Annotated in this window: 18 protein-coding genes; 2 read left to right on the forward strand and 16 right to left on the reverse strand. The window is 31.6% G+C overall.

What is annotated here, in order from left to right; all coding sequences use genetic code 11:
* The first annotated feature begins 21 nt into the window (after positions 1 to 21).
* Positions 22 to 441: a nucleoside-diphosphate kinase gene (locus MW871_RS05080; RefSeq protein WP_121924310.1), complete on the forward strand. Its 420-nt coding sequence runs from the start codon at positions 22 to 24 to the stop codon at positions 439 to 441.
* Between the two features lie 138 nt (positions 442 to 579).
* Here the strand turns inward: MW871_RS05080 and MW871_RS05085 are convergent, their stop codons facing one another.
* From MW871_RS05085 to MW871_RS05150, 14 genes are all read right to left on the reverse strand, one after another.
* Entirely contained in the window at positions 580 to 876 is a 297-nt protein-coding gene (locus MW871_RS05085; protein ID WP_210645719.1) for a DciA family protein, read from the reverse strand.
* The gene (locus tag MW871_RS05090; protein ID WP_188050244.1) at positions 857 to 1,297 is read right to left on the reverse strand and encodes a lipocalin family protein; all 441 of its coding nucleotides are present in this window, start codon (positions 1,295 to 1,297) and stop codon (positions 857 to 859) included. Before MW871_RS05090 ends, MW871_RS05085 begins: the two co-directional genes overlap by 20 nt.
* A 620-nt stretch (positions 1,298 to 1,917) precedes the next feature.
* Positions 1,918 to 2,898, reverse strand: a complete 981-nt coding sequence (ftsY, locus tag MW871_RS05095; protein WP_248427784.1) for a signal recognition particle-docking protein FtsY — start codon at positions 2,896 to 2,898, stop codon at positions 1,918 to 1,920.
* Positions 2,899 to 3,026: 128 nt separating this feature from the next.
* A complete protein-coding gene (locus MW871_RS05100; protein WP_121924307.1) occupies positions 3,027 to 3,179 on the reverse strand; it encodes a DUF4295 domain-containing protein in 153 nt (50 codons plus the stop codon).
* A 76-nt stretch (positions 3,180 to 3,255) separates the two neighbouring features.
* Positions 3,256 to 3,438: a 50S ribosomal protein L33 gene (gene rpmG, locus MW871_RS05105; RefSeq protein WP_016988713.1), complete on the reverse strand. Its 183-nt coding sequence runs from the start codon at positions 3,436 to 3,438 to the stop codon at positions 3,256 to 3,258.
* Between the two features lie 27 nt (positions 3,439 to 3,465).
* Entirely contained in the window at positions 3,466 to 3,702 is a 237-nt protein-coding gene (gene rpmB / locus MW871_RS05110; RefSeq protein WP_007805815.1) for a 50S ribosomal protein L28, read from the reverse strand.
* A 72-nt stretch (positions 3,703 to 3,774) separates the two neighbouring features.
* The gene (locus tag MW871_RS05115; RefSeq protein WP_248427785.1) at positions 3,775 to 5,028 is read right to left on the reverse strand and encodes a CinA family nicotinamide mononucleotide deamidase-related protein; all 1,254 of its coding nucleotides are present in this window, start codon (positions 5,026 to 5,028) and stop codon (positions 3,775 to 3,777) included.
* A 580-nt stretch (positions 5,029 to 5,608) separates the two neighbouring features.
* Positions 5,609 to 5,953, reverse strand: a complete 345-nt coding sequence (locus MW871_RS05120; RefSeq protein WP_188050240.1) for an Hpt domain-containing protein — start codon at positions 5,951 to 5,953, stop codon at positions 5,609 to 5,611.
* Positions 5,953 to 6,564 carry a fumarylacetoacetate hydrolase family protein gene (locus tag MW871_RS05125; protein WP_188050239.1) on the reverse strand — a complete coding sequence of 204 codons (612 nt, stop codon included), beginning with the start codon at positions 6,562 to 6,564 and terminating at the stop codon, positions 5,953 to 5,955. Before MW871_RS05125 ends, MW871_RS05120 begins: the two co-directional genes overlap by 1 nt.
* An 81-nt stretch (positions 6,565 to 6,645) precedes the next feature.
* Complete coding sequence (locus MW871_RS05130; RefSeq protein ID WP_188050238.1) at positions 6,646 to 7,419, reverse strand: 3'-5' exonuclease; 774 nt, start codon at positions 7,417 to 7,419, stop codon at positions 6,646 to 6,648.
* Positions 7,420 to 7,564: 145 nt separating this feature from the next.
* Positions 7,565 to 8,881, reverse strand: a complete 1,317-nt coding sequence (locus MW871_RS05135) for a dihydrolipoamide acetyltransferase family protein (RefSeq protein WP_248427787.1) — start codon at positions 8,879 to 8,881, stop codon at positions 7,565 to 7,567.
* Positions 8,882 to 8,965: 84 nt separating this feature from the next.
* Positions 8,966 to 10,159: a glycosyltransferase family 2 protein gene (locus MW871_RS05140; protein WP_248427790.1), complete on the reverse strand. Its 1,194-nt coding sequence runs from the start codon at positions 10,157 to 10,159 to the stop codon at positions 8,966 to 8,968.
* 158 nt (positions 10,160 to 10,317) lie between these two features.
* Entirely contained in the window at positions 10,318 to 11,127 is an 810-nt protein-coding gene (locus MW871_RS05145) for a lysophospholipid acyltransferase family protein (RefSeq protein WP_188050235.1), read from the reverse strand.
* A gap of 92 nt (positions 11,128 to 11,219) precedes the next feature.
* A complete protein-coding gene (locus tag MW871_RS05150) occupies positions 11,220 to 11,864 on the reverse strand; it encodes an NUDIX hydrolase (RefSeq protein WP_210645711.1) in 645 nt (214 codons plus the stop codon).
* 94 nt (positions 11,865 to 11,958) lie between these two features.
* Between MW871_RS05150 and MW871_RS05155 the strand changes: the two genes are divergently transcribed.
* The gene (locus MW871_RS05155; RefSeq protein WP_248427792.1) at positions 11,959 to 12,399 is read left to right on the forward strand and encodes a DUF4268 domain-containing protein; all 441 of its coding nucleotides are present in this window, start codon (positions 11,959 to 11,961) and stop codon (positions 12,397 to 12,399) included.
* 130 nt (positions 12,400 to 12,529) lie between these two features.
* On the opposite strand, the gene MW871_RS05160 is transcribed toward MW871_RS05155, so the two are convergent.
* Together MW871_RS05160 and MW871_RS05165 are read right to left on the reverse strand one after the other, a co-directional pair.
* Positions 12,530 to 13,135 carry a hypothetical protein gene (locus tag MW871_RS05160; RefSeq protein WP_248427794.1) on the reverse strand — a complete coding sequence of 202 codons (606 nt, stop codon included), beginning with the start codon at positions 13,133 to 13,135 and terminating at the stop codon, positions 12,530 to 12,532.
* A gap of 93 nt (positions 13,136 to 13,228) precedes the next feature.
* Positions 13,229 to 13,639 (reverse strand): hypothetical protein, encoded by a 411-nt coding sequence (locus MW871_RS05165; protein WP_188050231.1) that lies wholly within the window; start codon positions 13,637 to 13,639, stop codon positions 13,229 to 13,231.

The following is a 13,639-nucleotide window of genomic DNA, read 5'->3' on the forward strand; positions in this document are numbered from 1 at the left end:
TAATAAAAAACAATAAATAAGATGGCTACTAATAGAACTTTTACAATGATCAAACCGGATGCTGTAGCAAACGGACACATCGGAAACATACTTGCAATGATCACAAATGCAGGTTTTAAAATCGTTTCTTTGAAATTAACTCAATTAACTATTGCTGACGCACAAGCTTTTTACGAAGTTCACGCTGCAAGACCTTTCTACGGAGAGTTGGTTGAATTTATGTCAAGAGGACCAATCGTTGCTGCTATTTTAGAAAAAGACAACGCTGTTGAAGATTTTAGAACTTTAATTGGAGCTACTAACCCTGCAGATGCTGCTGAAGGAACTATACGTAAAGCCTATGCAACTTCTATTGGAGAAAATGCAGTTCACGGTTCTGATAGCGATGAAAATGCAGCTATCGAAGGTGCATTCCATTTTGCTGGTAGAGAGCAGTTCTAGAGTATAGATTGTTGATTAACAATCTTTGATTTCAGATTTGAAAATCTTTATATAAAAAAATCCCGTTTCCAAAAGAAACGGGATTTTTTAACATCTAATAAAACCTGAAATCAAAACCTAAATTCTAAAATCAAATTTTTATCTCAATACCACATCCTTAACGACGTCTCTTCTTAATTCTTCATTAATCATCGATACAATTTTAGATTTTCCATGACTTAATTCTTCTCGTAATACTGACGAAGTCAATTCTACATAGAGCGTACTACCCTTTAAAACTACATTATTAGTATAACTATTTACTCCATTACCCATTAAGTTTCTCCAAGCCTCTTTTACATCAATTTGATCCATCCCTGGCTGCAATTTATTAACATGTATAATTTGTTTTAAAACATCACCAATCGTACTTTGATTATTTAGTCTCTTTGCCATCTCCTAATAAATTTATTGCTGTTGCTTTCTTATAATGATATTCTATTTTATCCTTATTTAACAAAACCAATTCGGATGCTGAAAGTGCTATCAATTCCTCACTCCATTTCATATAGGAAGTAGAATAATCTAAAAATACTTTATCATCAGCAAAACGAACTACTACATTTTCAAATGTATCATTTACCAAAAAAGTTCCATCTAATTGTGGCATTACTTTTTTGCGTATCCCTTTATTATTCTTTATTTCAAAAAAATCGTAACTCTCATTTATCTTATAATCCTTGTCGCTCCCTTTATCAAAAGTGACTTTCTCAATTTCCCAGTAACCGTTTAAGTTGACAATGTCAGCTGATTGAATCTTTTGTTTGCAAGCAACAAATAGTAATGAGATAAATAAAATTCCAAAAATCTTTTTCATAATTATAGTAGTTTTTTTTAAGGAGCTATTCCCGCTATCCGCTATATCCACGCTAAAAAGCGTGGGATGTCGCTACCATCGGGGCTAGGAAAATTGAGAACTAATGCTGTTTTTATTTCAACTACAAAGTTAAACTTATTAAGCGCAAACAAAACAAAAAAAGGGACAAGACAAGCTAGTATTTTACCTATTTATATTCTAAAAAAATATTGAAATATATAATTTATTTTATGACTCAAATAAGATATCAAAACCTGGTCATTTTCAGAATAAAAAAAACACATTTGATCTAATTTCAAATGTGTTCTTTTATTATAAAATTAAGACGCTATTCCTATTTAAAAGGATATCATCTATTACCGAAATTGTAAAACTTATAATATATAAAAATATAATAATTAGCTAAATGATTTTTTTTTTAAATTTTATGAAACACTACTTTTTCCTAGTTCTGTTAAACAATCCAAAAACAAAAAGCAATACTCCAATTACCATTAATAAATAATATAAATTTACATTAGTATCTTTATTTGAACTGGCTAAAACGAAACAAATAACACTACCAAAATAGAGATACATTGTTGGAATATTTTTTAAAGAAGAAAAATTCATTGTATTATTTATTTAAAAAATGAATCTACAAATTCATATTTATTAAAGACTTGTAAATCTTCAATTCCCTCTCCTACACCAATATATTTCACTGGAATTTTAAATTGATCGGATATTCCTATTACAACCCCACCTTTTGCAGTTCCATCCAGTTTAGTAACTGCTAAACAAGTAACTTCTGTCGCTGCAGTAAATTGCTTGGCTTGTTCAAAAGCATTTTGACCTGTAGAACCATCCAAAACCAATAATACATCATGTGGTGCATCTTCTACTACTTTTTGCATTACACGTTTTACTTTAGTCAACTCATTCATTAAGTTCACTTTGTTATGCAAACGTCCTGCAGTATCAATAATTACAATATCTGCATCTTGAGCAACTGCAGATTGTAAAGTATCAAAAGCAACCGAAGCCGGATCACTACCCATATTTTGTCTTACAATAGGAACACCTACTCTATCTGCCCATATTTGCAATTGATCAATTGCTGCGGCACGAAAAGTATCTGCAGCACCAAGAACTACTTTGTAACCTGCTTTTTTGAATTGATAAGCTAATTTACCTATTGTTGTAGTCTTGCCCACTCCGTTTACACCAACAACCATTAAAACGTAAGGCTTAGTTTGAATTGGAATGACAAATTCTGTTGCTTCACCCGAGTTAGTTTCAGATAACAAACTAGCGATTTCTTCTCTTAAAATCTGATTCAGTTCTTCGATACCTAAATATTTATCTGAGGCAACACGATTTTCTATTCGAGTAATAATTTTAAGGGTAGTATTAACACCTACATCTGAAGCAACTAAAATTTCTTCTAGATTGTCTAAAACATCATCATCTACTTTCGATTTACCAGCGATAGCTTTCGATAACTTAGAAAAGAAAGTAGTTTTTGATTTTTCGAGCCCTTTATCTAAGGTTTGCTTTGCTTCTTCGCTAAAGATTGGGTCCTTTTTTTCTGACGAAAATATTCTTTTAAAAAAACTCATTGTATGAATAGTATTAGGAATGAAGTATTTGACTCAAGAGAACAAATACGTTTTCTAACGGTAAATATAGAAAATAAAAAAGCTACTTCCGAATGAAAGTAGCTTTTCTATATAGTGCTAATTGAATATTATTTCTTTTTCAAGAATTCATCAACTGATTCTGGAGACATAATAGATTCTACGAATGTATATGCACCTGTTTTAGGAGATTTCACCATTTTGATGGCTTTTGATAATCTCTTTGAAGCTGTTTGTAACGATGCTACGGTTTTCTTTGCCATGATTCAAATGTGTATTTAAAATTTTAAAAAAATCTTCAAATGCAAGCATCTGGATTTTTCAGAAAATTTCTAATTATTATTTAATTTCTTTGTGAACTGTTACACGTTTCAAAACTGGATTAAATTTCTTAATCTCCAATCTGTCTGGTGTATTTTTTTTGTTCTTAGTAGTGATGTATCTTGAAGTTCCTGCAACACCTGATGTTTTGTGCTCAGTACATTCTAAAATTACCTGGATTCTATTACCTTTCTTTGCCATCTTGCTATTTTTTTTCTTTGGAAGGGATTATTTGATAAATCCTTCTGACTGCGCTTTTTTCAAAACTGCAGAAATTCCATTTTTATTAATTGTTTTTATCGTAGATGCAGCTACTCTTAGAGTAATCCATCTATCTTCTTCTGGAAGATAAAAACGCTTTTTAACTAAGTTCACAGAAAATTTTCTCTTAGTTTTGTTCATAGCGTGAGAAACGTTATTTCCTACCATCGCTCTTTTACCTGTAAGGTCACAAACTCTTGACATTATACTTATCTTTTATCGTTATTCAAAATCAGGGTGCAAAGAAAAGAAAAATAAACCTATTTACCAACATTATTATTGCACATTTTTTAAAATTTCTTTTTGCAAGAGCTCTAAACTTTTAAAAACCGCTCTATCTATCACTTTTTCACGGGGTTGGCCAAAATTAAATTCTTCAACAATTATTTGCGTTGGTGTTGCCAATGCGATAAAAACTGTCCCAAGTTCCGCATCTGAATCTCCTTTTGACGGTCCTGCATTTCCAGTTGTCGCAATCGCATAATCGGTGTTCATTATTTTTTTTACGCTCAAAGCCATCGCAGAAACTACCTCTTTACTAACTACAGAATGTTCTTTTATCAAACTTTCGGAAATTCCTAAAACATTAATTTTAACCTCCGTTGCGTACGAAACAACCGCTCCTTTAAAGTACTGAGAAGAACCAGAAACTGCAGTTAAAACTTCGGCAATTTTACCGCCAGTACAACTCTCGGCAGTAGAGAGCGTTTTGTTTTGTTTTTTAAGTATTCTTCCAATAACAAACTCGATAGTTTCTTCTTCATCAAACCCAACAATAATATCATTAATGATAGCATCCAAAGATTTTATATTTTCTTCCAGCGCTTCTTCTAAACTTTTTTTATCTGTTCCTCGTGCTGATAATCTTAAACGAACTCGACCCAAGGCAGGCAAATAAGCTAATTTTATAAATTCTGGAAGATTATTTTCCCAATCTTCAATACGTTCCGCCACCATACTCTCTCCTTGACCGTAGGTTAGAATTGTTCTATGAATAATGTACGGACGTTTGTACTCTAAGACAACCTTGGGTATAATTTGATTTTCTACTAAGTATTTCATTTCAAAAGGAATTCCTGGGAGCGAAATGAATACGGTATTTTCCTTTTTCATCCACATTCCAGGCGCTGTACCTACTTCATTATGAAGCACCGTGCATTTGGACGGAACTAATGCTTGGTCTTTATTCATTTGCGTTATAGGACGCTTATAAAAACCTTCAATGATTTGCGTAACATGAGCCAGAACTTCTGAATTTACTACTAATTCATCTTCAAAATAATCACAGAATGTCTTTTTTGTAACATCATCTTTAGTAGGTCCCAAACCGCCAGTGACAATAACCAAATCTACTTTATTTTGAAGCGCTGCAAACGTATCTAAGATATGATTTTTGTCATCGCTAATCGAAATCATTTCATTGATCTCAACACCAATTTTATCTAATGCTTTTGCGATAAATCCAGAATTTGTGTCGACAATCTGACCTATTAAAATTTCGTCTCCAATCGTAACTATAGTTGCTTTCATTTTGTTTTAAATTTTAAGTGGTGTGAAGAAAAATCAAGTTTAGGAGATTTTATCTAGAATAAAAGATACAATACTAATGATTATTAAAAAAACTATTGCTATATTAAAATACAGATATTGCACTTTCCTTTCTAACCGAAAATCTTGAATTCCTAATGATTCGATAGTACCAATAATACCCTGCTGTTTTAAAATCAAATCAATTTCATTGTTGTTTTTTTATAATAGAAAATACCTAATACTTTCTGATATAAATAATTGTTCTGGATCATAGTAATAATCTATTTCCCGACGCTACAATTCACCTTCAAAAATAATATTATCCTGAAATAAAACATACAACTTAAAATGCTCTTGAAACTTGACATTTATAGTGTTTGACATTTATAGTTATTGTTTTTTTTTTGAAACTAATTGAATCAAAAAGAGAAATGTACTCAATAGTACATTTCTCTTTTTTTTGCGTGAGGGATAGTAGTGAAAATCCTTATTTTATGAAGCGATAGCGCCATAAAATAAGATTGCAACGTATAGCCCGACCGTTCTGTAATGAGAATGAAAGAATGGTCACGCCCAACTATTACACATCAAAGTCTTTTTTGATTTCTTTGATCGCTTCTTTTACTTGTGATTTAACACTTTTAAAAGTTTCTTTGATATCTTTCTTTTTACCTTCTGACTTGGTCCAAGCCTCGATTTGAAGAATTTCTTCGAATGCGACATTTAAGCCCATTAAATCTAACGTTGGTTTTATCTTGTGCGCATAAGCATAAGCATGCTTATGGTCTTTCTTTTTAATCCCTTCTTTGATTTGCATTAAATCTTCTGGAACTTCTGTTACAAACAAGGTTAGAATTTCATTTACAAATTCGGGATCATTGTCTGAAAGTGCGTACACTTTTGAAAGGTTGTAATTTATAGCCATTATTTTACTTGTATTCTAAATAGTTGTTGTCCTTCTAAAAAGCCTTCTAAAACGTCATCGGATTTCACAGAGGCAACTCCTTCTGGAGTTCCTGTAAAAATTATATCTCCAATTTTTAATGTAAAAAACTGTGAAACATAAGATATTAACTCATCAATTTTCCATAACATTAAATTAGAACTACCGATCTGAGCTGTTTCATTGTTTTTCTTCAATTCAAAAGTAATATTTTCTAGGGAATTAAATTGATTTTTCGGTAAAAACTCACCTATAACTGCCGAACCGTCAAATGCTTTCGCTTTTTCCCAAGGCAATCCTTTTGCTTTTAATTGATCTTGTAAATCGCGTGCTGTAAAATCGATTCCAACACTAATTTCTTCGTAATATTTATGAGCAAATTTAGGTTCGATATACTTTCCTACTTTACTTATTTTGACAATGATTTCAATCTCATGATGTACATCATTGGAAAATTCCGGTATCACAAACGGATGTTGTTTTAACAAAACGGCCGAATCTGGTTTCATAAAAACAACTGGTTCCGTAGGTCTCTCGTTCTTTAACTCTTCTATATGATTGGTATAATTTCTACCGATACAGATTATTTTCATTTTCTATTTTTTAGATCTTAACTGCTATAAATTGGCACTAATCTTTAGTAATTCAAAGCGTGAATAACTTGTTGTTATCAACTACTTTTTGGTGTTTAATTTTCTTAATTTAATGGCTGTCAAAACTTTTTTGGTGTATAACGGAAAATCGGCATTTTGTATCCAACTAAAATAACCAGGTTCGGTTTCTAATACTTTATCCACCTTTACCCCTTTGTGTTTACCAAAAGTAAATACCTCTTCGTTATCTGCATCAAAAGCGATCATTCCTGCAAAGTCAGCAATTTTTTTTCTGGTGGTAAACTCTGATAATGATTTCATGTCGTTTTCCAATTCTGGATAACGATCCAATTGTGCTTTTAGAATTTCGTAAGTCGCCATGGTATCTGCTTCTGCTGAATGCGCGTTTTCAAGCGATTTTCCACAGTAGAATTTAAGCGCTGCACTTAATGTTCGTTCTTCCATTTTATGAAAAACAGTTTGAACATCTACTGAGACTTTTCCTTTCATATCAAAATCTACTCCTGCACGCAACAATTCTTCTGCTAGTAACGGAATATCAAATCGATCCGAATTAAACCCAGCCAAATCACTGTCTTTAATCATATTATGCACCTGAGAAGCGAGTTCGTTAAAGGTAGGTTCATTCGCTACTTTTTCATCAGTAATACCATGAACAGCGGTTGTTTGAGCAGGAATTGGAATCGTAGGATTCACCAACCATGTTTTACTTTCTTTATTTCCGTTTGGAAAAACTTTAAATATTGATATTTCTACAATTCTATCCTTTCCGATATCAATTCCTGTAGTTTCAAGATCGAAAAAGCAAATTGGCTTACTGAGTTTAAGTTCCATTTTTAATTTTTGTATAATTACAAATATAGAAATTTGGGTTTAATTTTATTTAAAGTTTCCCTTTTAAAGTTTAAAAAATCACAAAAACAAAAACCCGACTCATTCTTAAAAACGAGTCGGGTTTAAATTTTATTACTATTCTTTTTTAAAAATCTCTATTCACGTCAAAAGCTTCAAGATATTCTGCTACTCGTTTCACAAAACTTCCTCCTAGCGCTCCATCTACAACTCTATGATCATAACTATGCGATAAAAACATTTTTTGACGGATTCCAATAAAATCACCTTCAGGAGTTTCGATCACTGCTGGCATTTTACGAATAGCTCCAAGAGCAAGAATACCCACTTGAGGTTGATTTAAAATTGGTGTTCCAAAAACACTTCCAAAAGTACCAACATTCGTAACCGTATAGGTTCCTCCTTGCGTATCGTCTGGCTTAAGTTTTCCTGCTTTTGCACGACCACCTAAGTCATTTACGGCTTTTGCCATTCCAACTAAATTTAACTGATCTGCATTTTTGATAACAGGAACAATTAAATTACCGTTAGGCAAAGAAGCTGCCATACCTAGGTTTATATTTTTCTTTTTGATAATAAAATCACCATCAACAGAAATGTTCATTCCAGGATAATCTTTTATTGCTTTTGCAACGGCTTCCATAAAAATTGGAGTATAAGTCAACTTCTCTCCTTCTCTCTTTTCGAAAGCATTTTTATTTTTTTCTCTCCATTTAACAATGTTCGTCACATCAACTTCGATAAAAGACTGTACGTGAGCCGATGTTTGCACAGAAGCGACCATATAACCCGCAATAAGTTTGCGCATTCTATCCATTTCAACTATTTCATCACCACCACTTACAGATACTGGAGCCGCTTTTTGAGCTACTGGAGCCGCAACAGTTTTTGGAGCTGAAACAACTGGAGCTGAAACAACTGGAGCTGAAACTACCGGTTGATTAGCTCTATTTTTTACGTATTCTAAAATATCATTTTTAGTAACTCTTCCTTCTTTACCTGTTCCAGAAATTGCAGCTAGTTCGGCCACAGAAACTCCTTCTTCTTTAGCTATATTTTTAACTAAAGGCGATAAGAACTTCTCAGAATCAGAAAAATCAACAGGAGCAGCAACACTTTCTTTTGCAGCTTCGACCATTTTTGTCACTTCAGCTACAGCTGCAGGAGCCGTGGCTTCCTTAACTACAGACACAAGTTCTCCTCCTTCGGTTTCAATTATTGCAATAGTCTGACCTACTTGTACGAGATCATCTTTTCCAAACAATTGCTCAATTAGGATCCCAGAAACTTCACTTGGCACTTCGCTATCCACTTTATCAGTAGCTATTTCAAGTACCGCTTCATCAGCTTCAATCTTATCTCCAACTTGTTTCAACCAATTTGTAATGGTTGCTTCTGCTACACTTTCTCCCATTTTAGGAAGTTTTAATTCAAATCTTGCCATATTATTAACCTAAAAGGTGATTTTGATTTTCAGTTTGCGAAATTACTGAATATTTCAATTATAAATTACATTAAATGCATTTTTTTACGGTATTTTAATAACCTCGCCTCTTTCATTACTATTGTTGCTTCCTATTAAAAAATTAGCGTTTTTAGGTATAATTTTGAAGGTAAATCCTTTATTTCTTGCAGATTCAAGAAATTCAATACTTTCTTTAAAAGAAATAAAATTAGTATCTAAAATAATTTCAGGTCGTTCTTCAGTGTTTATTAGAGACGAAATTACCGCTTTTTCTTTTTTTAAATCATAAAAAGTCACTTTATTTTGTAAAATAGAATTCAATTTATCCAATAATTCTGAAGAGTAAGAATACAAAAGAAAGGATTTTGGTTTAGCCTTATTTTTAAGTTGCTCTTTATTTTTTTTTGAAAACGAAAATAGCAATATTCCAATCTTCATGAAAAGATTAAAAATAACAGATCCAAAAATATTAGCACTAAAATGTTTTTTATAAAAGTAGTACATCGCTTGCTGAAAACGTTTCATATAAGTACCATCTTTTAATGTGCTTTCTCCTTTATAATGGATTATCGAAGTTTCGTGAAAATAATAATTTGACTTTCCTTTTTTTGCAATTACGTAAGAAAGATCGATATCATCTGAATACATAAAGCAGTTCTCATCAAATCCGCCAACTTCTACATACAATTTTCTTTTCATCAACATAAAAGCGCCAACTAATACATCTACTTTTCCTGTTTGATTTTCATCTAAATGTTCGGCATAATACCTACCCAATAACTTTGATTTTGGTACTATTTTATACAAACCCATAATTTTGGTAAAAGCTACCCAAGGAGTTGGAACACCACGCTTACTTTCGGGCAAAAATTGTCCAGCGCCATCAATCAGTTTACATCCTATAATTCCTGTTGAATCAATAGAATCTAAAGTATTTAGTGACCGAGCAAAAGCCAAAATTTTAGAAAAAGTATCCTCAGCTACGACAGTATCTGGATTAAGAATACAAATATAATCTCCTTTTGCATGAGCGACACCTAGATTATTTCCTTTAGAAAAACCTATATTTTCTTCATTCTGAATGAGCTTTATTTGTGGGAAAAGCTCCTTTAGCATTGCGCAGCTATCATCCTGCGAATTATTATCAACCACAATAATTTCGCTATCGATTTCTAAAAGCGCATTTTGTACGCTTAACAAACAGAGTTCAAGAAAATAACGAACATTATAATTAAGAATAATGACAGATAACTGCATTTTAAAACATAGATTTAAACTTGATAAAAGAAAATGCTACAATAAAATATTATTAAAAAAAGCAGCAAATAAGCGCTTGCAATTTAGCATTAAGAATGTGTCAAATAGATCTAAATTGATGTTGTTTTTTCTACCAATTTATTACAATTATTCAAACGTTAATATTCCCATTGACGCGTTTTGTTTAATTCTTCTTGTTCTTTGATAATTTCAGCTGGAATTACTTTTAGAAATGAGCAATGTTGTTCAATTGCATATTCAACTTTCTCTACAATTTCATCAATGGTATCGTTATCGTAATCAATATCTAAAGGTTCTTTGATGATAAAAGATTGAAGAATTCCTTTCTTTTTCATTCGCAATCCTTTTTTATCAAACGAGCGACGAAAGCCATCAATTACTATAGGCACAACGATGGGTCTGTGCTGTTTTATAATATGAGCAGTTCCTTTGCGAACAGGTTTAAAAGACTTTGTCGTTCCTTGAGGAAAAGTAATTACCCAACCGTCATTTAGGGCTATTTTTATGTTTTCGGTATCGTCCGGATTAATGTCTTTTTTTTCTTTTACATCTACTCCTTTTGCGCGCCAAGTTCGTTCTACTGATATAGCTCCTGCGTATGCCATTATTCTTGGTAATAATCCAGCACGCATCGTTTCTTTTGCCGCAACATAATAAATATTCATCTTAGGTTGCCACAGATAACATACGTTTTTAATGGTATCATCTCGTCCACTAAGACTTGCATTAAAAACATGAAACATAGCCACAACATCAGCAAAATAAGTCTGGTGATTGGAAATAAAAAGCACGTTGGTTTCTGGTAAATCTCTTATAATTTCTGAACCTTCAATTTGCAATTCATTGAATCCTCTATATCTTTTGTGCGTAATTGCCCCAAAAATTCGAATTAACCATTTTTTTATAAATAATATATGTCCGAAAGGATTTCGTTTAAACAATCCCATAAATTTATTAATTTTTAAAAATTTAATTTACAATATTACGAAAATAATACTTGATGACTTTTACCAGTACGAATAATAATTTGAAATCAAATTTACGATTTCAAAACCCCATTCAAAACATCTTTTAATTCGCTTAACATCATTGCTGTTGCACCCCAGACAATATGATTTTCTATTTTAAAAGCTGGAATATTAATGTTCTCAGAATAAGAAGTTTTAACATTTGTATTTACAACTATACTCTCACTCAAAAAAACGGACAATGGCAGTTCGATAATATCGGCAACTTCTGAAGGTTCTTGAATAAAGGTGAGTTCTTCTTTACTAATTCCCAAAAAAGGATGAACCATAAAGTTACTCGGCGGAATATACAATTGGGTAAATGCTTTTACAATTTCAATTTTTGCAGGTAGAACACCAATTTCTTCTTGCGTTTCTCTAAGCGCTGTAAAAGCAAAATCAGGATCGTCTATTTCATATTTCCCGCCTGGAAATGCAATTTGTGCCGAATGTACGCCTTTATAAGAGTTCCGAACTATAAGTACAAGATGAGGAATTCCTTGTTTAGGATAAAAAAGCATCATTACGGCAGCAATTCTAGCATCAGCAGTTTTTAAATCAAGGTTTTTTAAATCTTTTAAACGTTCTAAAGGTGCCATTTTCTTATGTGCCTCAAATGCAGGAAGTGGTACATCAATTAATTTGGGAACAAACTGTAAAAATTCTTGAAAATCCATAATCAAAGTCTATTTTTGCAAATTGAAATTTAATTCTAAAAGTAGTTAGAAAATACATTTACACCAATTTTCTAACATCAAAATTTAATTTATAATGTATAGCAAAGAAGAAACTCAACGATTAAAACGCGAATTCTGGATTGAATTTGCCCAAAAATATCCTCGCAAATGGGTTTTGTATGATACTAAAATTAAAGATTTCTCTTTTAAATTTTATGTTGACAATAAAAAAGCTCAGGTTTTAATAGACATTGAACATCGAAATGATGAAAAAAGAATTGCCTATTTTGAGAAACTAGAAGCGCTAAAAAACATTCTTGAAGACGAATTTATCAAAGATTTAGTTTTCGAAAAAGAACACACTTTGGAAAGCGGAAAGACCATTAGTCGTATTTGGGTAGAAAAATTAGATATTGGTGTTAGTAATAGAAAATACTGGGATGAAATTTTTGAATTTTACAACGATAAAATGAATGCCCTTGAATCCTTTTATTTGGAATACGACTCCTTTATTAAAGATATAGAGATTTTATAAAAAAGAAAATCATCTTGGCGCTTTGCGTATGTTGAGAGCTTCGGTACTGCGTATTTTCTGATGAAATACAACTTCTTGCGAAAGATAAACGTCAATTATGCACTTTTCTCTCAATAGAGCAAAACGGCTGTTAGCGGATAGTGCTTTTAAATTGCTGAATTTCATCATAATCATTAATTGCTAAAATATCTATTAAGTGAAGCCAGCGGATTTTTCCTTCTTTGTAGTAATTTACTAACTGTTTTTCGGCAATTTTAATTTCATTTTTTACATTTTGCTCAAAATAAATGGTAATGGTTTCATTTTCATTTTCCATTATGATTCGTAAAACATTTCCTACTCCATTCGATAAAGCGTTGTCGTATTCAGTTTTACCTGTCGGTTTCCATTTCCCCTTATAATCTCCTGCGTATATTTCTATTTTTTTAATTTTTTCAATTTCATATTCGATTTTGTCTACTTTAATTTTATTTTCGTGAAATTCAATCGTTCCTTCAAAATACCCTTTTAACTTTTCATACTTAAATTGGACAAAAAGTTTTATAAAAATTCCGCTTAAAACTAAAAGGCAAGCAATAATTCCAAATGTAGCAGCGAAGGTTGTATTAATATTTATGTTCTTAAATAGTATTCCAATTAGGCTTGGACAAACAAATAGTAATGCTAAAGTATTAATTATAAAACTTCTTCCGATATATAATTTATCAACTTTATTAAAGATTTTAAATTCTACCATTTCATAAATTTTCTTATTATTCGATATGCCTTTTTAGCATTTCCGCTAACTTCCGGCTTGGAATGGTAGATTTTCATTTCAATTTATTGCCAATTACATATTAAAAATAGTGTACATAATAATGCTATTACCATAATTTATGTACAATTGCTTTCTGTTTTTTTGTTTTTTTCTCGTAATTATAGACAGTGTACAATCGACTCCTTCATTGTCTTTACAAGTAAACGTATATACTAAATCAGTATCATTTTCTTCTTTAGGCAAATAATCTACAATTTCAAAAAGTTGAATAATTTGAGAGTAAACTACAATTCTACTTTTATTGGTATCTAAAGTAACTAAGATATTGACTGGACTTAAATCCGACCATTTACCCCATTTTCCTTTTTCATTTTTTTCTAAAACACTAAATCCTGCTGTTTTAAACTTATAATTCTGTGAATAGGAATGCTGCAATCCTAACATTAGAAAAAGAATAACAATGTATGTTTGTATTTTACTCAT

This window comes from Flavobacterium pygoscelis, assembly GCF_023162025.1.
Classification (GTDB): domain Bacteria; phylum Bacteroidota; class Bacteroidia; order Flavobacteriales; family Flavobacteriaceae; genus Flavobacterium; species Flavobacterium pygoscelis.

What these genes read in the sequence shown, in the direction of transcription:
- MW871_RS05165 (WP_188050231.1), bottom strand. Translation starts at nt 13,639, where the DNA reads ATGAGTAAAATACAAACATACATTGTTATTCTTTTTCTAATGTTAGGA.
- MW871_RS05150 (WP_210645711.1), bottom strand. Translation starts at nt 11,864, where the DNA reads ATGGATTTTCAAGAATTTTTACAGTTTGTTCCCAAATTAATTGATGTA.
- MW871_RS05080 (WP_121924310.1), top strand. Translation starts at nt 22, where the DNA reads ATGGCTACTAATAGAACTTTTACAATGATCAAACCGGATGCTGTAGCA.
- MW871_RS05100 (WP_121924307.1), bottom strand. Translation starts at nt 3,179, where the DNA reads ATGGCAAAGAAAACCGTAGCATCGTTACAAACAGCTTCAAAGAGATTA.
- MW871_RS05160 (WP_248427794.1), bottom strand. Translation starts at nt 13,135, where the DNA reads ATGGTAGAATTTAAAATCTTTAATAAAGTTGATAAATTATATATCGGA.
- MW871_RS05155 (WP_248427792.1), top strand. Translation starts at nt 11,959, where the DNA reads ATGTATAGCAAAGAAGAAACTCAACGATTAAAACGCGAATTCTGGATT.
- ftsY (WP_248427784.1), bottom strand. Translation starts at nt 2,898, where the DNA reads ATGAGTTTTTTTAAAAGAATATTTTCGTCAGAAAAAAAGGACCCAATC.
- MW871_RS05125 (WP_188050239.1), bottom strand. Translation starts at nt 6,564, where the DNA reads ATGAAAATAATCTGTATCGGTAGAAATTATACCAATCATATAGAAGAG.
- rpmG (WP_016988713.1), bottom strand. Translation starts at nt 3,438, where the DNA reads ATGGCAAAGAAAGGTAATAGAATCCAGGTAATTTTAGAATGTACTGAG.
- MW871_RS05120 (WP_188050240.1), bottom strand. Translation starts at nt 5,953, where the DNA reads ATGGCTATAAATTACAACCTTTCAAAAGTGTACGCACTTTCAGACAAT.
- MW871_RS05130 (WP_188050238.1), bottom strand. Translation starts at nt 7,419, where the DNA reads ATGGAACTTAAACTCAGTAAGCCAATTTGCTTTTTCGATCTTGAAACT.
- MW871_RS05085 (WP_210645719.1), bottom strand. Translation starts at nt 876, where the DNA reads ATGGCAAAGAGACTAAATAATCAAAGTACGATTGGTGATGTTTTAAAA.
- MW871_RS05145 (WP_188050235.1), bottom strand. Translation starts at nt 11,127, where the DNA reads ATGGGATTGTTTAAACGAAATCCTTTCGGACATATATTATTTATAAAA.
- MW871_RS05135 (WP_248427787.1), bottom strand. Translation starts at nt 8,881, where the DNA reads ATGGCAAGATTTGAATTAAAACTTCCTAAAATGGGAGAAAGTGTAGCA.
- rpmB (WP_007805815.1), bottom strand. Translation starts at nt 3,702, where the DNA reads ATGTCAAGAGTTTGTGACCTTACAGGTAAAAGAGCGATGGTAGGAAAT.
- MW871_RS05115 (WP_248427785.1), bottom strand. Translation starts at nt 5,028, where the DNA reads ATGAAAGCAACTATAGTTACGATTGGAGACGAAATTTTAATAGGTCAG.
- MW871_RS05140 (WP_248427790.1), bottom strand. Translation starts at nt 10,159, where the DNA reads ATGCAGTTATCTGTCATTATTCTTAATTATAATGTTCGTTATTTTCTT.
- MW871_RS05090 (WP_188050244.1), bottom strand. Translation starts at nt 1,297, where the DNA reads ATGAAAAAGATTTTTGGAATTTTATTTATCTCATTACTATTTGTTGCT.